General features: G+C 61.9%; 18 protein-coding genes. 8 read left to right on the top strand and 10 right to left on the bottom strand.

Annotation, left to right across the window (positions count from 1 at the left end; all coding sequences use genetic code 11):
• Positions 1-74 precede the first annotated feature (74 nt).
• Positions 75-611 (top strand): glyoxalase superfamily protein, encoded by a 537-nt coding sequence (locus tag ATY78_RS22885; RefSeq protein WP_088684576.1) that lies wholly within the window; start codon positions 75-77, stop codon positions 609-611.
• 33 nt (positions 612-644) lie between these two features.
• On the opposite strand, the gene ATY78_RS22890 is transcribed toward ATY78_RS22885, so the two are convergent.
• On the bottom strand, positions 645-1,127 hold the full coding sequence (locus ATY78_RS22890) for an anthrone oxygenase family protein (protein WP_088684577.1): 483 nt from the start codon (positions 1,125-1,127) through the stop codon (positions 645-647).
• Positions 1,128-1,225: 98 nt separating this feature from the next.
• Between ATY78_RS22890 and ATY78_RS22895 the strand changes: the two genes are divergently transcribed.
• The 4 genes from ATY78_RS22895 to ATY78_RS22910 all read left to right on the top strand — a co-directional run bounded on the left by ATY78_RS22895 (position 1,226) and on the right by ATY78_RS22910 (position 4,010).
• Positions 1,226-1,879, top strand: coding sequence for a TetR/AcrR family transcriptional regulator (locus tag ATY78_RS22895; RefSeq protein ID WP_088684578.1), 654 nt, complete (start codon positions 1,226-1,228; stop codon positions 1,877-1,879).
• Between the two features lie 75 nt (positions 1,880-1,954).
• A complete protein-coding gene (locus tag ATY78_RS22900) occupies positions 1,955-2,650 on the top strand; it encodes an orotate phosphoribosyltransferase (protein WP_088684579.1) in 696 nt (231 codons plus the stop codon).
• A gap of 62 nt (positions 2,651-2,712) precedes the next feature.
• The gene (locus ATY78_RS22905; RefSeq protein ID WP_088684580.1) at positions 2,713-3,639 is read left to right on the top strand and encodes a carbohydrate kinase; all 927 of its coding nucleotides are present in this window, start codon (positions 2,713-2,715) and stop codon (positions 3,637-3,639) included.
• A gap of 17 nt (positions 3,640-3,656) precedes the next feature.
• Complete coding sequence (locus tag ATY78_RS22910) at positions 3,657-4,010, top strand: hypothetical protein (protein ID WP_088684581.1); 354 nt, start codon at positions 3,657-3,659, stop codon at positions 4,008-4,010.
• A gap of 320 nt (positions 4,011-4,330) precedes the next feature.
• Here ATY78_RS22910 and otsA read toward each other — a convergent pair whose 3' ends face one another.
• The 3 genes from otsA to ATY78_RS22925 all read right to left on the bottom strand — a co-directional run bounded on the left by otsA (position 4,331) and on the right by ATY78_RS22925 (position 9,701).
• Positions 4,331-5,722 carry an alpha,alpha-trehalose-phosphate synthase (UDP-forming) gene (gene otsA / locus ATY78_RS22915; protein WP_088684582.1) on the bottom strand — a complete coding sequence of 464 codons (1,392 nt, stop codon included), beginning with the start codon at positions 5,720-5,722 and terminating at the stop codon, positions 4,331-4,333.
• Between the two features lie 513 nt (positions 5,723-6,235).
• The gene (gene pgi / locus ATY78_RS22920; RefSeq protein WP_088684583.1) at positions 6,236-7,861 is read right to left on the bottom strand and encodes a glucose-6-phosphate isomerase; all 1,626 of its coding nucleotides are present in this window, start codon (positions 7,859-7,861) and stop codon (positions 6,236-6,238) included.
• A 139-nt stretch (positions 7,862-8,000) separates the two neighbouring features.
• Positions 8,001-9,701, bottom strand: a complete 1,701-nt coding sequence (locus ATY78_RS22925; RefSeq protein WP_088684584.1) for a long-chain fatty acid--CoA ligase — start codon at positions 9,699-9,701, stop codon at positions 8,001-8,003.
• Between the two features lie 249 nt (positions 9,702-9,950).
• Here ATY78_RS22925 and ATY78_RS22930 point away from each other — a divergent pair, with 249 nt between their 5' ends.
• Positions 9,951-10,343, top strand: coding sequence for a PRC-barrel domain-containing protein (locus ATY78_RS22930; RefSeq protein WP_088684585.1), 393 nt, complete (start codon positions 9,951-9,953; stop codon positions 10,341-10,343).
• Positions 10,344-10,620: 277 nt separating this feature from the next.
• Here the strand turns inward: ATY78_RS22930 and ATY78_RS22935 are convergent, their stop codons facing one another.
• From ATY78_RS22935 to ATY78_RS22960, 6 genes are all read right to left on the bottom strand, one after another.
• Positions 10,621-13,074, bottom strand: a complete 2,454-nt coding sequence (locus ATY78_RS22935) for a glycoside hydrolase family 2 protein (RefSeq protein WP_088684586.1) — start codon at positions 13,072-13,074, stop codon at positions 10,621-10,623.
• 9 nt (positions 13,075-13,083) lie between these two features.
• Positions 13,084-13,479 (bottom strand): VOC family protein, encoded by a 396-nt coding sequence (locus ATY78_RS22940; protein ID WP_088684587.1) that lies wholly within the window; start codon positions 13,477-13,479, stop codon positions 13,084-13,086.
• A 47-nt stretch (positions 13,480-13,526) separates the two neighbouring features.
• The gene (locus ATY78_RS22945) at positions 13,527-14,276 is read right to left on the bottom strand and encodes an ABC transporter permease (protein WP_088684588.1); all 750 of its coding nucleotides are present in this window, start codon (positions 14,274-14,276) and stop codon (positions 13,527-13,529) included.
• Positions 14,273-15,217 carry an ABC transporter ATP-binding protein gene (locus tag ATY78_RS22950; RefSeq protein WP_088684589.1) on the bottom strand — a complete coding sequence of 315 codons (945 nt, stop codon included), beginning with the start codon at positions 15,215-15,217 and terminating at the stop codon, positions 14,273-14,275. Before ATY78_RS22950 ends, ATY78_RS22945 begins: the two co-directional genes overlap by 4 nt.
• Positions 15,214-16,380 carry an ABC transporter permease gene (locus ATY78_RS22955; RefSeq protein ID WP_088684590.1) on the bottom strand — a complete coding sequence of 389 codons (1,167 nt, stop codon included), beginning with the start codon at positions 16,378-16,380 and terminating at the stop codon, positions 15,214-15,216. The genes ATY78_RS22950 and ATY78_RS22955 overlap by 4 nt, the downstream gene beginning before the upstream one ends.
• A gap of 68 nt (positions 16,381-16,448) precedes the next feature.
• On the bottom strand, positions 16,449-17,357 hold the full coding sequence (locus ATY78_RS22960; RefSeq protein ID WP_088684591.1) for an ABC transporter substrate-binding protein: 909 nt from the start codon (positions 17,355-17,357) through the stop codon (positions 16,449-16,451).
• 420 nt (positions 17,358-17,777) lie between these two features.
• Between ATY78_RS22960 and ATY78_RS22965 the strand changes: the two genes are divergently transcribed.
• Both ATY78_RS22965 and ATY78_RS22970 read left to right on the top strand, forming a co-directional pair.
• The gene (locus ATY78_RS22965; RefSeq protein WP_088684592.1) at positions 17,778-19,010 is read left to right on the top strand and encodes a LysR family transcriptional regulator; all 1,233 of its coding nucleotides are present in this window, start codon (positions 17,778-17,780) and stop codon (positions 19,008-19,010) included.
• Positions 19,007-19,732, top strand: coding sequence for a copper homeostasis protein CutC (locus ATY78_RS22970; RefSeq protein ID WP_088684593.1), 726 nt, complete (start codon positions 19,007-19,009; stop codon positions 19,730-19,732). The genes ATY78_RS22965 and ATY78_RS22970 overlap by 4 nt, the downstream gene beginning before the upstream one ends.
• Positions 19,733-19,945: the final 213 nt, after the last annotated feature.

The following is a 19,945-nucleotide window of genomic DNA, read 5'->3' on the forward strand; positions in this document are numbered from 1 at the left end:
GGCGATCGATGGCGAACGGGTCAGTAGACGCGGGCACTGATCGTCCTGTTTGCCGCCAACGGAAGGATGACATCATGCGCGATTTTCGCGATGCCAAGCTCATGGCAAAGACTTTGCGGCAGGCCCTTGCAGACCGCGATATTTCGCTGACCCACAGCGAGGCGCTCGAAATCGTCGCCCGGCAGTTCGGGTTCGATCAATGGAACATCCTCTCGGCGAAGATCGATACGGCCGGTGCTGCCCGCTCCACAGTGGGCATCGAGCCGCCGATGCCGATCTTCCGCATCTTCTCGGTCGAAAAGGCCATGGAATTCTATTGCGGCTTCCTTGGCTTCAATCTCGATTGGGAACACCGCTTCGGCGACAATTCCCCCCTCTATTGCCAGGTCTCGCGGGACGGCATGGCGCTGCACTTGAGCGAACATTCCGGGGATGCGAGCCCCGGCGCCAAGGCTTTCGTCCGCGTCGCGAACGTGCGCGCCTACCACGCCGAGCTTTCAGGCAAGGACTACCGCTATATGAAGCCCGGCGTGGAGGACGCGCCCTGGGGGCTCGAGATGACCGTCATAGATCCTTTCAGCAATCGCATTGTCTTTTGCGAGCAGAAGTGACCGCGCGGCGCAGGGCGTTGCTCCTCCGCCTTTTCACAGGATCATCAGCGCCCGCACGAAGGCCACCGAGGCGAGCAGCGAGGCGATCGTCCTCACATGGTTCCACCACGTCCAGTCCCTGAGATAGGTGGTCCAGAGCGCGGTCGCTTCCGTCCCGCCGCCGCTGACTTTTGCCAGCGCATCGTTCATCGGCACGTTGAAGACGATGGTGGATATGAACGAGGCAAGGACATAAAGCGCGGCGCCCGCCAGCATCAGCAAGGATGCTCCGCTCCGCCAGTCGATCACCGCCAGCACGGCGATGACGAGGCAGAGGATCGCCGTCGGCACGAAGAGGCCCATGAAGGGCGAGCGGACGATCGTCACGTTGATCGAGTTCATGGCAGCGATGGCCTGTTCCACCGGGATGCGCGAAAAGGCAGTCATGATGAAGGTCGAGAAGGCGAAGAAGATGCCGGCGACGAGGCCGCTGCCGATCGCGGCGGCCACGAGGGAAAGGATGAGGACGATCTGTATGTCGAAGCTCCTTCCAGGGACAAAATAAGAGAAAGTCTCTTATTTGCAAAATGAGATAATCTCTCTTATTTTGTTTGTCAACCGCCAAGGAGCAGACGATGTCGGAACAATCAGCCGCAACGCGCCGGCGATCGCCCCAGCCTATCGGCCAGCCGCGCCGCATTCCGAGCCAGCAGCGTGGACGCGAGCGCTTCGAAAAGATCCTCGCCGTCGCGGCGGAACTGATCGAAAGCAATGGCAGCGATGGCTTGAAGATGAGCGAGATCGTCGAAAAGGCCGGCCTTTCCTTCGGCGCCCTCTATCAGTATTTCCCCGACAAGACTTCGATCATCCGGACATTGGCCGAGCGCTTCAACGAGCAGGGCAGGCGATGCGTCGAGGTCGAGCTGGAGAAGGTGACGGACACCGAAAGTCTGCGCATCGCGCTCTGCGTCATCGCGGATGAATATTATGCTTTCTTCCGCCGCGAACCCGTGATGCGCGATATCTGGCATGCGACCCACACGGACAAGCTTCTTCAGGAGGTCGATGCCGAGGACATGGAATTCCATGCGCAGGCCCTGCTTTCGGTGCTACAACGACTATGGCCGGCGCGGACCGAGACCGAGCTTCTGGCCATTGCCCGGCTGACGATGCAGTTGCTGGCAGCCGCGGTTCGCTACGCGGTTTCGCTCGACGAGGAAGAAGGTGCGCGGGCGATCGCGCTCTTCAAGATGATGCAGGTTGCCGATATCGACCGGTTGCTCGGCTGACGGCTGTCTTCCGTCTGGAAACCGGCCGCTCTTGCTGCTATTGCCGCTTTAACGTCAGCCGAAGGAGAGAGCCGCATGATCCAGACCACATTCCCCGACCGCGCTATCATGGCGGAACTGCTGGCAAAGATGCTCTGGGAGATCAAGGCGGTGCACTTCAACGCCGAGACGCCCTATAAATATGCCTCCGGCATCATGAGCCCCGTCTATATCGACTGCCGCAAGCTCCTGTCCTTCCCGCGCGTCCGCTCGACGGTGATGGATTTTGCCGCCAGCACGCTCCTGCGCGATGCCGGCTTCGAGCAGTTCGATTGCATCGCCGGCGGCGAAACCGCGGGCATTCCCTTCGCCGCACTGCTTGCCGATCGTCTCGGCCTGCCGATGATCTATGTCCGCAAGAAGCCGAAGGGCCATGGCCGCAACGCGCAGATCGAGGGCGAGATGAAAGAAGGTTCGCGCGTCCTTGTCATCGAGGATCTGACGACGGCCGGCGGCAGCATGTTCACCTTCATCGATGCCGTTCGCGCTGCCGGCGGCATCGTCGATCATGGCATCGCGCTTTTCTTCTACGGCATTTTCCCGGAAGCCCACCATCGCTTCGCCAATGGCAAGGTCCGGCTCCATTATATCGCCACCTGGCGCGAAGTTCTCGCGATCGCCAAGCAGCAGAAGCTCTTCGACGAGAAGACGCTGTCGGAAGTCGAGGCCTTCCTCGATGCGCCGCTCGCCTGGTCGGCGAGGAATGGTGGTGTCAGTGAGCTTTCGCTCTAGCCTTTTGACAAAAGCTCGCTTAATCGATTGAAGAACGCGTAGATCCTGTTGGGAGGAATTCGATGATTTTGTGCTGCGGCGAAGCCTTGATCGACATGCTGCCGAGGGACACGACCCTTGGTGAAAAGGGCTTTGCGCCCTATGCCGGCGGTGCGATCTTCAACACCGCCATCGCGCTCGGCCGCCTCGGCATCCCCACCGCCTTCTTCACCGGTATCGCCGACGACATGATGGGCGAAATCCTGCTTGCGACGCTGAAGGCGAGCAACGTCGATTACAGCCCATGCGCCATCACCCCGCGCCCTTCGACGATCGCCTTCGTCAAGCTGGTCAACGGCCAGGCGACCTATGCCTTCTACGATGAAGGCACGGCAGGCCGGATGATCACCGAAGCCGACCTGCCGGCGCTTGGTGACGATTGCGAAGCGCTGCATTTCGGCGCCATCAGCCTGATCCCAAGCCCCTGCGGCGAAACCTACGAAGCACTGCTCGACCGCGAAGCCGCCCGGCGCGTCATCTCGCTCGATCCGAACATCCGCCCCGGCTTCATCAAGGACAAGCAGGCGCATATGGCGCGCATCAGGCGTATGGCCGCAAAATCCGACATCATCAAATTCTCCGACGAGGATCTCGAATGGTTCGGCCTTTCAGGCGACCATGACACACTCGCGGCCCACTGGCTCGCCCATGGCGCCAAGCTCGTCGTCATCACCAAGGGCGCCGAAGGCGCCTCCGGCTATACCAGGGATCGCAAGGTAACGGTGCCGAGCGAGCGCGTTGCCGTCGTCGATACGGTCGGCGCCGGCGATACCTTCGACGCCGGCGTGCTGGCCTCGCTGAAGATGGATAATCTGCTGACCAAGCAACAGGTCGCCTCACTCGACGAAAAGGCGGTGCGCAACGCCCTGACGCTCGGCGCCAAAGCCGCGGCCGTCACCGTGTCCCGCGCCGGCGCCAACCCGCCCTGGGCGCGGGAGATCGGGCTTTAGAGCCAGCGGCACCAGACATGATTGCCCACATCCGGCGTCTTTTACAGTTTTTTGCTCCGCATTGTCGCGAAGTGGAGACTAATGAAAGACTGTTGAAAATGATTGACGACAGGGGCTCGTGGCAGGGGGCTCACAACCTCTTCCAGCATATCCGCCATAAGACATTACGGGCAGAGCGAGCATCCGATGATGTCGGGCAGGCTCAGTATCTCTTCGAAGAAGCCTGCGCGAAATCTCTGTACAACCTCTCTGGAGCGACCGCTCCGTTTGATACAGATTCGCCGTTTTGGATAGCTTCAAACGCCTTGTCTCTTGCAAGGCGGCTAAACCTTGATCCGATCGAGGTCGTGGATATTCTGGTTGAGGCTTAAGCGCGACGTCTCGATTCCCTCTTCTCCCCAGTGGGGAGAAGGTGCCCGTAGGGCGGATGAGGGGGCCGTTGAACTCAGGTCTTTCCACGCCTCTACTGGGTTCGGCCACAGTTGTGTCGTCGTAATTGTGGCCAGAGCGCTACTGTTGGTGGAATAGGATTTACGCAAGGGCCGTGTGGCCCCCTCATCCGCCTGCCGGCACCTTCTCCCCGAGGGGAGAAGAGATATGCGGCAACGTTTCGATCCTCTCTTCTCCGATCGGTGCCTACCCGAAAGACCGGTCGGCACCGATCGATCAGGAGGCTGTCCGGGGAGCCACGCTACGGCCGAAGCTCGGCAGCGACCACCAGGTCGTGCAAGAAGTCTTTGCACCAAAGCGAGACATCGTGAGAGAGCAGATGTTCCATCATCATGCTCCAGCGGTCGCGGCGCTCTTCGAGGGACATCGCAAGGCCCCTGGCAAGCGCATTGGCAGTGCCTTCGACGTCGTAGGGGTTGACCAGCAATGCGCCCTTCAACTCTCGTGCTGCGCCGGCGAAGCGCGATAGCACCAAGACGCCCGGACGATCAGGGTTCTGGGCGGCGACATATTCCTTGGCGACGAGGTTCATGCCGTCGCGTAGCGGCGTCACCAGCCCGATCGTCGCCAGGCGGTAGAGGCCGGCGAGCACGCTGCGGCTGACCGATCGGTTGACATAGCGGATCGGCACCCAGTCGACCGTCCCGACGGCGCCGTTCACGCGGCCTGCCTGTTCGGCGACCATCTTCTGCATATGCTCGTATTCGGGGACTTCCGATCGCGATTTCGGCGTTACCTGTAGATAGGTGACCTTGTTCTGGTAGGCAGGATTGCCAGTGAGAAAGCGTTCGAACGCTTCCAGCCGCTGAATGATGCCTTTCGAATAATCGAGGCGATCGACCCCGATGATCATGTCCCGCCCTTCAATGCTGCGCCGGGTCTTCTGCACCATGACATTGTCTGCGGCTCTCTCGGCGAATTCGGCGAAGGCCGAGGTTTCGATCCCGATCGGATAGGCGCCGGCCTTGAAGATCCGCCCGTGGGAATCGAACAATCCATTTCCAAGGTCGTCGCCAATGCCCTCCCGTCTGAGATAGCCGGCGAAGTTCTGGAGATCGTAATCGGTCTGGAAGCCGACGAGATCGTAATGGGAGAGGCCGCGCATGATTTCTTCATGAACGGGCATCGTGACGAGAATGTCGGCCGGCGGCCAGGGAATGTGCAGGAAGAAGCCGATGCGGTTCTTCAGTCCCATTTGCCGCAGTTCCGCCGCCAGCGGAATGAGGTGGTAGTCATGAACCCAGATGATGTCGTCCGGCTCGATCATCGGCGCCAGCCGATGCGCGAAGAAGCGGTTGACCCGGAAATAGCCGGCCATTTCCTTTCGGCCATATTCGGCGAGATCAAGACGGTAGTGACAGATGGGCCAAAGAACACGGTTTGCAAATCCGCGATAATATTCCTCGACATCGGTGTCGGTGAGATCGGTCAGCGCATAGGTGATGTTGCCCTTCTGCAATTGCGACAGCGGGCCGGGCTCCCTGTCTCCGCTCGACTCTCCCGACCATCCCATCCAAATGCCGCCGCGCTCCTGCAGGGCTGCCTGCAACGCGACGGCCAGCCCGCCGGCAGGAGCGCTCCCATCCTTGGCCGGCATGGGAACACGATTGGAAACGACGATTAGACGGCTCATGAGCTTCCTTTGGTGAAGATGGGAGCATATCCGGACGCCGGCGGCCCGGTGCATACGCCGGCGGAAACAATGAAACAGAGCGTCATCCCCTCGGCTTGATAGGCCAGTTCGTGGGAAGTGCCCTGCGCACAGATTTTGCTTGAATCTAGGGCGATTCCGGCGAATTGAAAGAATTCTTTCTACAATTTTCTATTAGAAGAACGTTCAATCCGGTTTTCGTGCCAAGAGGCGCAACTTCGCGACTCCCCTTCGCCCCAGCGGGGAGAAGGTGCCCGTAGGGCGGATGAGGGGGCCGCCGACGCCGGTCTTTCCGATAAGGTCACCGGCGCCAACCGTGACGGCATCGCTCGATCGTGTGCCCCCGGCGTGGCGGGACAGGTTGAATGTGAGAGGTGTGCCGTGTGGCCCCCTCATCCGCCTGCCGGCACCTTCTCCCCGATGGGGCGAAGGGACAAGCCGTGACCTCTCCGTTCCCTGCTCCCTCTCGCTAGGGTGAGGGGCAATCTCGATCGCCTATTTCGCAAGCTTTGCCAGCGCCGTAACCAGGCCCTGGGTGGAGGAATCATGGCTCGCAGCGCTCTCCTTGCCCTCGACGACAGGCAGCAGGCCCGTCGCCAGTTCCTTGCCGAGCTCGACGCCCCACTGGTCGAAGGAGTTGATGCGGAAGAGCACGCCTTCGACGAAGACACGATGTTCGTAAAGCGCGATCAGGCGGCCGAGCGCATAAGGCGTCAGCTTGTCGTAGACGAAGGTGATAGACGGACGGTTGCCCTGGAAGACGCGGTGCGGCGCGATGAAATCGGCCTTCTTGTCGTCCATGCCCTTGTCGGTCAGCTGCTTCTTGGCTTCCGCGAAGGTGCGGCCCTTCATCAGCGCTTCCGACTGGGCAAGCACGTTGGAAATCAGCAGCTGGTGCTGGTGGCGCAGTTCCGGCTCGAAGGCATTGGCGGCGATCATGAATTCGGCCGGGATGATGCTCGTGCCCTGGTGGATCAGCTGATAGAAGGCGTGCTGGCCGTTGGTGCCGGGCTCGCCCCAGACGACCGGGCCGGAATTGCCCTCGACCGGCGTGCCGTCGATGGTGACGCCCTTGCCGTTCGATTCCATGTCGAGCTGCTGCAGATAGGCCGGGAAGCGCGACAGGCGCTGGTCGTAAGGCAGGATGGCGCGGGTGGGATAGCCCAGCACATTGCGATGGTAGAAGCCGATCAGGCCGAGCAGCATCGGCAGGTTTTCGGTAATTGGCGCCTTACGGAAGTGATTATCGACGGCATGGGCGCCGTCGAGGAATTTACCGAAATTCTCCGGCCCGATTGCGATCATCAGCGGCAGGCCGATCGCCGACCAGATCGAATAGCGGCCGCCGACCCAATCCCAGAAACCGAAGACGCGGGCGCTGTCGATGCCGAAAGCGGCAACCTTGTCGAGCGCCGTCGAGACGGCGGCGAAGTGATGCTGCACGGCCGCTTCGCCGAGCGCCTTGGCGATGAAGTTACGCGCCGTTTGCGCATTGGTCATCGTCTCCACGGTCGTGAAGGTCTTGGAAGCCACGATGAACAGCGTCGTCTCGGGCTGAACGAGCTTCAGGATATCGGCGATATGCGCGCCGTCGATGTTGGAGACGAAATGGGCGCGCGGACCGTCATGGAAGGGCGCCAGCGCCAGCGTCGCCATAACAGGGCCGAGATCAGAGCCGCCGATGCCGATATTGATGACATCGGTGATCGCCTTGCCGGTCGCGCCCTTCAGCGTGCCCGAGCGGATATCGTCGGCAAACCTACCCATGGCGGCGAGCACCGCGTTGACATCGGGCATGACATCCTTGCCGTCGACCAGGACAGGCGTGTTGGAGCGGTTGCGCAGCGCCGTGTGCAGGACGGCACGGTCCTCGGTGAAATTGATCGCCTTGCCGGAGAACATTTCCTCGCGCTTCTTCTCGACGCCGCCTTCTTCGGCAAGCTTCACCAGGAGTTTGAGGATGTCTTCGTTCACCGCCGTCTTGGAGTAATCCATCAACAGGTCGTCAAGCGAGACGGAGAAACGCGAAAAACGCTGCGGATCGGCGGCGAAGGCGGCGCGGAGATCGGTCGCCTTGGTGGCATCAGCGGTGCTTTTCAGCTGTTCGACGATGGCGTTCATGGGAGGCTCCTTTGGAAGCGGAAAGGGTTGCGGAAACTATTCGCTTTATCGGGCGCAAATCAAGTTCAGCTGCCGCTCCAATATGAAAAAAGCCACCCGCGGCAAGCGGATGGCCCTTATTTTCATAAAGCTGTCAAATTCAGCCGCGCAGGTCCTTGCGCAGGATCTTGCCGACTGGCGACTTCGGCAGTTCGGTGCGGAATTCGATGAAGCGCGGACGTTTGTAGTTGGTGAGATTGGCCGTGCAATGGGCCTTCACATCGGCTTCCGTCAGGTTCGGGTCCTTCTTGACCACGAAGAGCTTCACCGCTTCGCCCGAATGCCCGTCCGGCACGCCGATGGCGGCGGCTTCGAGGATGCCTGCATGCATGGCGGCGACTTCCTCGATCTCGTTTGGATAGACATTGAAGCCCGAAACCAGGATCATGTCCTTCTTGCGGTCGACGATCTTGGTGTAGCCGCGTTCGTCCATGAAACCCATGTCGCCCGAGCGGAAATAGCCGTCATCGGTCATCACCCGCGCCGTTTCCTCCGGCTTCTGCCAATAGCCGGCCATCACCTGCGGTCCGCGGATGCAGATCTCGCCGATTTCACCGAGCGGCAGCGATTGGCCGTTCTCGTCCCGAATGTCGAGCTCGGTGGAAGGGATGGGCAGGCCGATCGAGCCGGTGAACTCAGGCGAATCGAAGCGGTTGGCCGTCGCGACGGGTGACGTCTCGGAAAGGCCGTAGCCCTCCGTTATCGCCGTGCCGGTGATACTAAGCCAGCGTTCGGCGACCGGGCGCTGCACGGCCATGCCGCCGCCGATCGACATGATGAGCGGGGAAAAATCCAGCTTGGCGAAATCGGCATTGTTCATCAGCGCATTGAACAGCGTGTTGAGGCCGGGAAAGATATGCACGTTCGATTTGCCGAATTCCTTGACGAGACCCGGAATATCGCGCGGATTGGCGATCAGGATGTTGTGGGCGCCGAGCGACATGCCCATCAGCGAATTCACGGTCAGCGCGAAGATGTGGTAGAGCGGCAGCGCGCAGAGGAAGTTCAGCACCTCGGGCTGCTTTTTGCGCTCGAAGGCCGATCTGAGCCAGAGCGACAGCTGCAGCTTGTTGGCAAGCAGGTTCTGATGCGTCAGCACCGCGCCCTTGGCAATGCCCGTCGTGCCGCCGGTATATTGCAGGAAGGCGATGTCGCTGCCTGCAAGCGCAACCGGCTGGAGCTTTTTTGCGGCACCTTCACGCAGAACCTGGCCGAAGCTCTTGTGCTGAGGGATTGACCAGGAGGGAACGAGCTTCTTCACCTTGCGCACAACGAAATTGACGATCAGTCCCTTCGGTCCCAGCATCTCTCCGAGCGAGGTGACGACGACATGGCGCAGGTCGGTCTTGTTGAGAACCTGTTCGACGGTGCGGGCGAAGTTCTCCAGCACGAAGATCGCCTTGGCGCCGGAATCTTTCAGCTGGTGTTCGAGTTCGCGCGGCGTGTAGAGCGGATTGACGTTCACGACGGTAAGGCCGGCGCGCAGGATGCCATAGGTCGCGACCGGGTTCTGCAGCACGTTCGGCATCATCACTGCCACCCGGTCGCCCTTCTCGAGGCCGAGGCTTTGCAGCCAGGCGGCGACCTTGCGCGTCTGGCTTTCCAGTTCGCGGTAGCTCATCGCCTTGCCCATGCTGGAAAAGGCGGTGCGGTCGGCGTAACGCGCACAGGATTTTTCGAGCAGCTCCGCAAGCGAGGAATGTTCCAGCGGCGGAAGCTCGGCTGGAACATTATCCGGATAGGTGGCAAGCCAGGGCTTTTCCGGCTTGGCTCCGTTCGGATGGGCGGAAATGCTGTTCATCGTGTTCTCTCTCCCTTGCGGCCGCCGCGCCGGCTTCAGCCGAGAATCGACTGGAAGGATCCTCCGTCTTCCAGTCCGGCAGCTTATGCCATTGCCTGAATGGTTCAAGCCGAGATTGAGGCTATACTAACCTTGACGTAAACGTCAACATTCGTGGCTCGCATGACGGTGATAAAGACGGGAACTTTGAGTCCGCCATGACGTTGATCTTCCATACCCAATCCGAGGAACACCAAAAGGAGATCGACAATGTTGAATCAGGATACTGACGCCAGCCGCCGCGACCCGAATGTAAAGGATACGCATTCGCTGATCGCCAGCGACCGCGTCGAAGGCACGCGTGTTTATGGCGCCGACGGCAGGCATATCGGCTCGATCGAGCGCCTGATCATCGGCAAGCGCGATGGCCGCGTCGCCTATGCCGTTCTGAGCTTCGGCGGCTTCCTCGGCATCGGTCATGATCACTATCCGCTGCCCTGGGAAAAGCTGAACTACGACACCCAGCTGGACGGCTACCGCATCGATCTGACGAAGGAGCAGATCGAAGGCGCACCGAGCTATTCGGACGATGACGACACCTGGTACAACGATAATGGCCGCCGGGTCTATGACTACTACGGCGTGCCGCCCTACTGGATGTAATCTCGTCCGATGGACCGAACTGGAAGGGCCCCGTGGGTGCGGGGCCTTTTTGGTGTTTGTGCGGTGGCTGCGTATTATCCCCTGTGCCCCATAATTGCCCTCTCACCCTAACCCTCTCCTCGTTCTGACGGGGCGAGGGGACGTGCCTTGCGAGAGGTTCAGTGAGGGACGGAAAGATCACGGCATATCCCCTTCTCCCCGCGAGCGGGGGTCCGAAGCACGGGTCGAGACCCGTGGCTCGACCCCGGTCGGTGCCGGCAGGCGGATGAGGGGCTTTTCAGCGGCCTGCCACAAGATCATTGGCCGATCGCAGCACCGTGCCGACCACAATGCCATTTGCCAGAATTATCTCCGCCGTCCGCACGACAAACACATGGCTCTCGCCCGGCAACAGCGTCACCAGCATCGAATCGACGACAGCATCCGGAGCCAGCCGATCCGCCATCAGGCAGAGATCCTTGAGGAAATTCTGCGCCATCACCTTGACCGCGTAACCGCCGTCGATCGCAGTCACATCGATGCTGATCCGCGGCGCTTGCAGGGCGAGGTCGATATCCTCGACGAAATAGTGGAAGGCGCGCCTGTCCAACATCTCGACGACAACAAACTCATCCCTAGGTAAGCCTATGCTGACGATATCCCTAGGCAACGGAAATTCCTTCGCCTCGAAGCGGTCGCAGAGCAGTCGCCAGAATTCGAATTCTGCGAGCACGGTGCCGTCGAGTTTCATGCGTCTGCCGCGGATCTTCGCCCGCCAGAACAGCGTCCTTTCGTTGACCGCCACTGCCGCAAGCCCATCGCTGCGCGGCTGGATCGTCAAGAGGCGCGGATCATAGGCCGCCTTCAGCGCATACCAGAGCGGCTTGCGGCGCCCGGCCGAATCGAGCGCTGCCCAGGAGGTCACCGGCCAGCAATCGTTGAACTGCCAGACCACGGCGCCCTTGCAGATAGCCCGGTGCGAGCGCATGTGCTCGATGCCGAACCGGATGGCGCGGGCCTGGTTGAGCTGGGTGGCGAAGTGCCAGTCGTCCATCGTCTTCGGTTCCGGCAGATGGCCGGCGAGACCGCGGATCAGCTTGTCATTGCCCTGCGTCGCCTTCTGATGGTGGAAGACGCCGTTCGATTGCGGCGTCAGCGGCTCGTCGTGCACGCTTTCTTCGATGGTCGCCCAATTGGCCGGTGCCTGCCAGCCGAATTCGGAGCAGAAGCGCGGGATGTAATTGCGGTAGACCTCGTAGCCGACGTCGTTCCACACGTCCCAAATATGTTTGCAGCCATGTGCATCGGCATTCGGCGCGATCTCCATCGAGCCGGAATAGGGGCTGCCGGGATAATACGGCCGATCCGGATCGAGTTCCGCGCAAAGTTTCGGCAGCAGGTCGAGATAATAGCCAAGCCCCCAGCTTTCACCCGCCTTGATGATCGGCCGCCAGCCCCATTCGTCGAAGCCCCAGATATTCTCGTTGTTGCCGTTCCAGAGGACCAGCGAAGCATGCGGCATCAGCCGCACGACATTGTCGCGCACCTCCGCCTCGATTTCACTACGGAGCGGCTCCTCTTCCGGATAGGCGGCGCAGGCAAAGAGGAAATCCTGCCAGACCAGCATGCCCATGCGGTCACAGGCCTCGTAGAATTCGTCGCGCTCGAAGATGCCGCCGCCCCAGACGCGCAGCATATGGATATTGGCGGCCTTGGCCTCTTCGATCCGGGCGGCATAGCGCTCGGCCGTCACCCGCGACGGGAAACAATCGTCCGGAATCCAGTTCGCTCCGCAGATGAAGAGCGGCACGTCGTTGATGATAAAGGTAAAGGCCGAACCTTGCGCGTCGGGCGAGGTGTCGAGCCGCAACGAGCGGAAACCGAGATTTCGCTCATAAGTATCGAGCAGATCCCCGCTGGCATCGTCGGCCAGCTCCAGCGTCAGGGGATAGAGCGGCTGCGCCCCAAGATGATGCGGCCACCAGAGCTGCGGGGAGGGCAGGCGGAGTTCGAAGGCGACCTCATCCTGGTCGGCGGCAATGACAAGCGTCGTGGTCACTCCGCCGATTGCGGCGACAAGTCTGCAAGGCGCGTCATCGCCATGCCGCGCCAGTTTCGCATGCACCTTCACCAGCCCGTCGCCGCCGGCAAGACCGGCGGATACCCGTGTTTCGGCGAGCCGCGCCCGATCCCAGCTTTCCAGCGCGACATGCTTCCAGAGGCCCGCCGTCACCAGCGTCGGACCCCAGTCCCAGCCGAAATTGCAGGCCATCTTGCGCATCAGATTGCCCGGTCCCGGATAATTGTTGGGGCGGTAGCCGTAATGTTTCTCCATCTCCGCGCCATAGGCATAGGCGGAGCGAAAGGTGACGGTGAGTTCGTTCGCGCCTGTTTTCAGCAGCCCCGACACATCAAAACGGTAGGTGCGGTGCATGTTGAAGGTGCGGCCGATCTCCTGGCCGTTGAGGACAATGGTCGCGATCGTATCGAGCCCGTTAAAAACAAGCTCCTGCACCATGCCGTCGTCCGGTGCAGCCTCGAAACAGCAGCGATAGGTCCAGTCCGTCCTGCCGATCCAGTCATTGGTGATCTCGTTGATGTCGATATAGGGATCGGGGATCAGCCTGACGGCGAGGAGGTCGAGATGCACGCATCCCGGCACTGCCGCGGGGATCGTATCAGGCAGGCCGGGCGTTCCTGTATCGTTACAGGTGAGCGTCCAGCCGGAATTGAGCTCGGTCTTTTCGATCATGAAGAGTCCTTAGAGAAACCGGCCGTGGCGCTGCAGCACTTCGATCTTGTAGCCGTCGGGGTCGCTGATGAAGAAGAACAGCCCGAAGAGCTTGCCGTCGCGGTTGAGCTCCACGAGTTGGCCGGGCTTCAGCCCCAGTTTCGACAGGCGCTCGCGCTCGACGGCGACTTCTTCGACGGAGACGGCGAGATGCCCATAGGCGTTGCCGGGCTCGTAGGGCTCGGTCCGGCCTTTATTGACCGTCAGCTCCAGTTCGAAGCCGGTCTCGGCATTGCTCATATAGATCAGCGTGAAGGTGTCGAAATCGACGCGGTCGGCGACCGAAAGACCGAATGCCTTGCTGTAGAATTCGACGGAGCGCGCCTCGTCGAGAACACGGATCATGGAGTGGATCATCTTCGCCAAGGCGGCCTCCCATTGCTTCGATCACCGCAGCCTTGGTAGCGGTCATCTTACGCCGCGCGCAAGCCGATTCTGCGCGTGATCGCCGCTTCGACAAGGCCCATGGCGTCATAGATCAGCACGGCCATCAGGCCGACGATCAGCCCGCCCTGCAGGATGAAGGCGGTATTGTCCGATATCAGCCCGGCGATGATGACTTCGCCGAGGCCCTTTGCCGCAACCGTCGAGCCGATCGTCGCCGTGCCGATGTTGATGACGGTCGCGACCTTCAGCCCTTCGAGGATCAGCGGCAAGGCAAGCGGCAGCTCGACGCGGAAGAGCCGCTGCGCGCCGTTCATGCCCATGCCGTCGGCGGCGTCGAGCACTTGCGGCGAAACCTGCTTCAGGCCGGCGACGGTGTTTTCGAAGATCGGCAGCAGGCCGTAGAGGAAGAGCGCAATCAGCGTCGGCATGGCGCCGAAGCCGGTGGCGGGAACGGCGAGCGCCAGCACCGCGACAGGTGGAAAGGTCTGCCCGGCATTGGCGATGGCGCGCGACAGCGGCAGGAAATCGGCGCCGCTTTCCCGCGTCACGAAGATGCCGCCGAGAACGGCGAGCACGGCGCTGCAGGCGATCGATCCGATGACGAGCTCGAGATGGCCGATGGCGAGCGAGACAAGGCTGTTCTGCGTATAGACGGCGGGCGCATTGTTGCTCGTCAGTGGCACGAGCAGGAAAGAAAGCCACTCCGTCCTGAACAGCAGGATGAGCAGCAGGGCAAGTGCGGCCAGCCGGAAAAGATTGGCGACGACGAGTTTCATGCCTTGCGGCCCAGTTCGAGAAGCCGCGTCATCGAGATCGATCCCACGGGCGCCTTCTCGGCATCCTGTACGGTCGCCTCGTCGACCCCCTGCCAGATCATTTCAGCCAGCGCATCGCGCAGGCTGAGCGACTGCGGCAGCGCATAGGAAAGACCGCTCTTTGCCGGCTCCATGCTCTCCTTCAGCGGCAGCAGCGACATCAGCTTCAGCGCCCGGTCGGAGGTGCCGGTCAATTGCTGGACGAAGGGATCGGCGGGTTCGGTCAGGATCTTTTCCGGCGTCGAGCATTGCAGCAATCGGCCCTGGCTCATCACCGCGATCTGATTGCCGAGATGGAAGGCCTCGTCCATGTCGTGGGTGACGAGGATGATGGTGGTGCCGAACTGCTTCTGGATCGCCAGCAGGTCGTCCTGCGCCTTGCCGCGGATGACGGGGTCGAGCGCGCCGAAGGGCTCGTCCATCAACAGCAATTCCGGCTCGGCCGCCAACGCCCGGGCGACGCCGACGCGCTGCTGCTGGCCGCCGGAAAGCTGATGCGGATATTTGTCGGCGAAATCAGCCGGATCGAGGTTGAAGAGCCCGAGCAGTTCCTCCACCCGCCGGGTGATGCGGGCGGAATCCCAGTCGAGCAACTGCGGCACGGTGGCGATATTCTGCGCCACCGTCCGGTGCGGGAAGAGGCCGTGTCCCTGGATGGCATAGCCGATCCGGCGGCGAAGCTCGGTCACCTCGACGTCCATCACATTCTGGCCGCCGACGAAGATCTCGCCTTCGGTGATCGGCACCAGCCGGTTGATCATCCGCATCAGCGTCGATTTGCCCGAACCCGATGTGCCGACGATGACGGTGATCTCGCCCTTCTCGACGCTCATCGAGACCTTGTCGACGACGGTTGCCGTACCATAGCGCTTGGTGACGTTCCTGATCTCGATCATGCTCATGCGGCAGGTCCCCGGATGCTGTCGATGACCGCATCGAGGATGACGGCCGATGAGAAGGCGAAGAAGACGGTCGGCACGGCGCCGAGCAGGACGAGGTCCATCGCCGTCTGGCCGAGCCCCTGGAAGATGAAGATGCCGAAGCCGCCGCCGCCGATCAGCGCGGCGATCGTCACCATGCCGATCGCCTGCACCAGCACAATGCGGATGCCGGTGAGGATGACGGGAAAGGCGAGCGGCATGTCGATGCCGGCGAGGATCTGCCGGCGCGTCAGCCCCATGCCGGCCGCGGCATCGCGCACCGAGGGGTCGACGCCCTGCAGGCCGACGACGGTGTTGGCGACGATCGGCAGCAGCGAATAAAGCACCAGCGCGATCAGCGCCGGGGCCGTGCCGATGCCGCGAACGCCGATGGCGGCCGCGAGCGGCATATGGGTGGCGAGATAACCGAGCGGCAGCATCAGCAGGCCGAAGAGCGCCAGGCTCGGGATCGTCTGGATCAGGCTGAGGCCCTGCAGCACGACCGCGCGCAGCTTCGGCACCCAGAAGCAGAGGATGCCGAGCGGCAGGCCGAGAACGATAGCGATCGCAAGCGATCCGAGTGCCAGCAGCAGATGCGAGAATGCCTCCGTGCGGAACTGCGCCGCCCGCGTCGAGAATTCCTTCATGATCGAAAGGCTGTCGACCAGGCCGGAGGAAAGGAAAGCAAAGAGCAGCGCCGTGTAACCCGCCAGCGCCGCGACCCGCATCCAGGGCGCCAGCCGGATCTTGACCAGCGCGTCGGATATGATGAGGCCGATCACCGCGAAGAGCATCCAGAAACCGCCGCCGGGCGTCATGCGCGCCACGGTGCTGCCGGGCGGCGTCGCCGCGGTCGAGACCAGGCCGATTGCGGCGACCAGCGCGGCAAGGCAGAGAGTGGCGGTCGCAAGCCGGGCGAACGCATTGCGCAGAAACAGCGTTGCGAAAGCGGTGAAGAGGAGAAGGACGGTGAGAACGATGACGGAAGGTTGGGGAAGAAGCTGCGTCAGCAGCATCGGCTTGCCGGCGGCGATGCGGTTCGCCTTGACATAGATGAAGGGCATCAGTGCCGTCGCCGCGATGCCGCCGGCCACCAGAACCACGCCGAGCCGGTCCAGTCTGCGGACCGCTGAGGTTTCTTCCATCGATCCAACCCTGTCTGGCCTATCGGCAAAGGCAGGCTCCGCCCGCGATCGGGCGGAGCGATAAGCGACTACTTCAGGAAGCCTTTTTCCTTGAGATAGGCTTCAGCGACGGATTTTGCCGGCTCGCCGTCGACCTGGATCTTGGCATTGAGCTTGCGCAGCTCGTCGGCGCTCAGGCTCTTGAAGATCGGCGAGAGGATTTCCTCGATCTTCGGATTGGCCTTCAGGACTTCCTCGCGGATGATCGGCGTCGGCGCATAGACCTGCTGCACGTTCTTGTCGTCTTCGAGAACGGTGAGCTCGGCCGCTTGGATCGCGCCGTCGGTGCCGTAGACCATGGCGGTGTTGACGCCGTTGGTCTGGTCGGCCGCCGCCTTGATCGTCGCAGCCGTATCGCCGCCGGAGAGAACGACCATCTGGTCGGGCTTCAGCTGGAAGCCGTAGGTCGTCTGGAAGGCGGGAAGCGCGCCGGCCGAATTGACGAATTCGGCCGAAGCGGCAAGCTTGGCTTCACCACCGCCGGCAACCCATTTGCCGAAGTCCGTCAGGCTCTTCAGCTTGTTCGGCTCGGCGACGTCGTTGCGTACGGCGAGCGCCCAGGTGTTGTTGGCGGGCGACGGTGTCAGCCAGACGATCTTGTTGGCGTCGTAATCGAGCTTCTTCGCCAGTTCGTATCCCTGGTCGATGTTCTTCCAGGCCGCGTCGTCGGCCTTGTTGAAGAAGAAGCCGGCATTGCCGGTATATTCCGGATAGATGTCGATTTCGCCTGCGGTGATCGCCTTGCGCACCACGGGCGTCGCGCCGAGCGCGATACGATCCTGCGTCTTGATGCCGTTGGCTTCGAGCGCGAGCGCGATGACGTTGCCGAGCAGCGTGCCTTCCGTATCGATCTTCGACGAGACGACGACGTCTGCGGCCTGAACCGCGCCCGCCGCGAAGGCGGAGAGCGAAACGGCAAGTGCGAGTTTCTTCAGCATGGAATATCCCCTTTTGAACACCGTTGATGAGGCCCAAGCCCTTGGCGGGAGGCTTGCGCGCAGGAAATCCGCCCGACATAGCGGCCAAACCGCCATCATGCCGGAATTGCGTGCGTCATGGAAATAGCGTGCCTGTCCGAAAAATCGATGCAAGCGCCCTCCAGTATTTGCGGTCGCGTCGGTGATTATGGCGGCGAACACATCTCCGCGCGCGGAAATGCATTCCCTTTTCCAAAGTCGGCGCGATTTGTTTTTGTCCCCTTGCGTGTTTCCACGATGGTCCGGTGCTCTCTCGCGGGAATTCCGCCGCCCGGATTTTTTATGCTTCAAACGATAGAACGCCGATCCCGGGGCGGGGATATCTTTTTTGGCGAACACATCATATCGTCCGGTTTTTCCAGCGCTTTCGGAGCGGGTTCTTTGCATCTCGGTGCCCTTTTCATTGCCAGCCATGTGCTGGTCTCCGGTTCGGTCCGCGAGACCGCGCGCCGCTTCCAGCTGTCGCCCTCCACCGTCTCGACGGCGATCCGTCACCTCGAGACTGAACTGGCGATGAAGCTGACGGAGCGCTCCTCGGGTGAGCTCGCAACGCTGCTTGCCAGCGACAGGGTGCTGGAAGGGCTGGGGCCGATCACGACCGCGACCGGTGAACTCGCTCAACTGGCGGGGCATGATGCCGCGGCCGCCGAGACCTACGAAATCTGGGCATCGCGCATTCCCGTCAAGATCGTCACGATGGAGCGCTTTCTCGAAGTCGCCGACCAGGGCAGCATCAATCGCGCTGCTCGTCGCCTTCGCCTTGGTCAGCCGCAGCTTTCGCTCCAGCTCGCCAATCTTGAGAAATTTCTCGGCCATCGCCTCTTCCAGCGGCAGGCACAGGGCTCGGCGCTGACGGAGGAGGGCAGGCGCGCCTATCAGTTCTTCATCACGATCAGCCAGGCATGGAACGATCTGAAATCTTCGGCCGACGAACGCTATCGGCGCACCGCCCGGTCGCTGCGCATCGGCTCGATCATTCCGACAGGCTCGGAAAGCTGGGTGGCGCGCTGCCTGGGATCGCTGGTTTCGGAATGGAATGCGCGCCGCAGCAACAATGCCATCTCATTGGTTTCGATGACCGCTGACGACTTGCGCGAGGCGCTGAAGAGCGGCCGCATCGATGTCGCGATCCTGGATTCGGTCTTCGGGCTGGAAAATTTCCGCCATCGCGAATTGCTGCGGACCGATATGGTGGTGATCGCGCCGCCCGACAGCACCGAGACAACAGTCGCCGATCTCGTCGCCGGTTATGCGATCTGCATGCCGAGCCCACGCACCGGCCTCGGCCACGCGGCCATGGCCTTCAGCGACGAGCGCGCGCCGAACCGGCGCTTCCGCAATCGGGATATCACTGCGGCGGATTCGCTGCCCGTGATCGTCGACCTCGTCGCCAATCACGGCTACGTCTCTTTCCTCGGCCGGGTCAGCGCCATGCCGATCGCCGGCAAGGTGCGCATCGTCGATCTCGACGAATACCTGCCGATGTCCTATCACGTGGCCTTCAACCACCGCAAAGCCGCCGCCGATGCCAGCGCCGTCATCATCGAGGCGGCGGCGAGAATTACGTCGGAACCTGCCATGCAAACCGACAGAGTCAGGGAGAGCGCAGCATGACGATCCTGCTGGAAGTGTGCGTCGACAGCGCCGAGGGCCTTGCCGCCGCGATTACCGGCGGCGCCGGCCGCATCGAACTCTGCTCGGCGCTGGAGCTCGGCGGCCTGACGCCGCTGCCGAGCCTGATGCGGATCGCCGCCAGAGCGCCCATTCCAATCTATGCGATGATCCGCCCGCACGCCGGCCCCTTCATCTTCGGCAGGGCGGACGAAGAAGCGATGATGCTCGATATCGATGCCACGCGCGCCGCCGGCCTCGCCGGCGTCGTCATCGGCGCCAACCGCCCGGACGGCACGCTCGACATGCCGTTGATCCACCGCCTGAAGACGCATGCCGCGGGCATGGGCTCGACGCTGCATCGCGCTTTCGACCTGGTGCCGGATGCCGATCAGGCGCTCGAACAGGCCGTCGAACTCGGTTGCGAACGCATCCTCACCTCCGGCTGCGCGCTGAAGGCGCAGGATGGGATTGAAACGCTGAAACGCCTTTCGGCAAAGGCAGCAGGCCGCATTTCGATCATGCCCGGCAGCGGCATCCGCCCCGCCAATGTCGGTGCGATCTTGCAGGCGACCGGCGCCCGCGAGGTGCATGGCTCCTGCAGCTCGCCCGTCGAAAGCGCCGACCCGCGCGCAGTGGCGTTTGGTTTCGAGGCGAAGAGTACGAACAAGACGGATGTCGAGGTGGTCAGGGAGATGTGCAGGGCGATTGCGGCGTTTGCTTAGCGACCGCGGCTCGCCCCTCATCCGGCTGCCGCCACCTTCTCCCCGTAAACGGGGCGAAGGGACATGACGCAGCCTCTCGGTTCCCTCTTCTCCCCGCTGGGGCTATGGCATTCACACATTTAGAATTGCTTATGGAAAGCAGTTCTGATTCTCATGCTGGAGAGCAGGAGAATTGATGATGGATGATTTGCGCCTGGGACGGTTTGGCGACCG

It is taken from the genome of Rhizobium sp. R635 (genome assembly GCF_002211285.1).
GTDB lineage: Bacteria > Pseudomonadota > Alphaproteobacteria > Rhizobiales > Rhizobiaceae > Rhizobium.

Coding starts and splice junctions, on each gene's coding strand:
- ATY78_RS22900 (WP_088684579.1), top strand. CDS start 1,955: ATGATCCAGACCACATTCCCCGACCGCGCTATCATGGCGGAACTGCTG.
- ATY78_RS22950 (WP_088684589.1), bottom strand. CDS start 15,217: ATGAGCATGATCGAGATCAGGAACGTCACCAAGCGCTATGGTACGGCA.
- ATY78_RS22885 (WP_088684576.1), top strand. CDS start 75: ATGCGCGATTTTCGCGATGCCAAGCTCATGGCAAAGACTTTGCGGCAG.
- ATY78_RS22960 (WP_088684591.1), bottom strand. CDS start 17,357: ATGCTGAAGAAACTCGCACTTGCCGTTTCGCTCTCCGCCTTCGCGGCG.
- ATY78_RS22905 (WP_088684580.1), top strand. CDS start 2,713: ATGATTTTGTGCTGCGGCGAAGCCTTGATCGACATGCTGCCGAGGGAC.
- ATY78_RS22895 (WP_088684578.1), top strand. CDS start 1,226: ATGTCGGAACAATCAGCCGCAACGCGCCGGCGATCGCCCCAGCCTATC.
- ATY78_RS22935 (WP_088684586.1), bottom strand. CDS start 13,074: ATGATCGAAAAGACCGAGCTCAATTCCGGCTGGACGCTCACCTGTAAC.
- ATY78_RS22970 (WP_088684593.1), top strand. CDS start 19,007: ATGACGATCCTGCTGGAAGTGTGCGTCGACAGCGCCGAGGGCCTTGCC.
- otsA (WP_088684582.1), bottom strand. CDS start 5,722: ATGAGCCGTCTAATCGTCGTTTCCAATCGTGTTCCCATGCCGGCCAAG.
- ATY78_RS22945 (WP_088684588.1), bottom strand. CDS start 14,276: ATGAAACTCGTCGTCGCCAATCTTTTCCGGCTGGCCGCACTTGCCCTG.
- ATY78_RS22955 (WP_088684590.1), bottom strand. CDS start 16,380: ATGGAAGAAACCTCAGCGGTCCGCAGACTGGACCGGCTCGGCGTGGTT.
- ATY78_RS22925 (WP_088684584.1), bottom strand. CDS start 9,701: ATGAACAGCATTTCCGCCCATCCGAACGGAGCCAAGCCGGAAAAGCCC.
- pgi (WP_088684583.1), bottom strand. CDS start 7,861: ATGAACGCCATCGTCGAACAGCTGAAAAGCACCGCTGATGCCACCAAG.
- ATY78_RS22930 (WP_088684585.1), top strand. CDS start 9,951: ATGTTGAATCAGGATACTGACGCCAGCCGCCGCGACCCGAATGTAAAG.
- ATY78_RS22910 (WP_088684581.1), top strand. CDS start 3,657: ATGATTGCCCACATCCGGCGTCTTTTACAGTTTTTTGCTCCGCATTGT.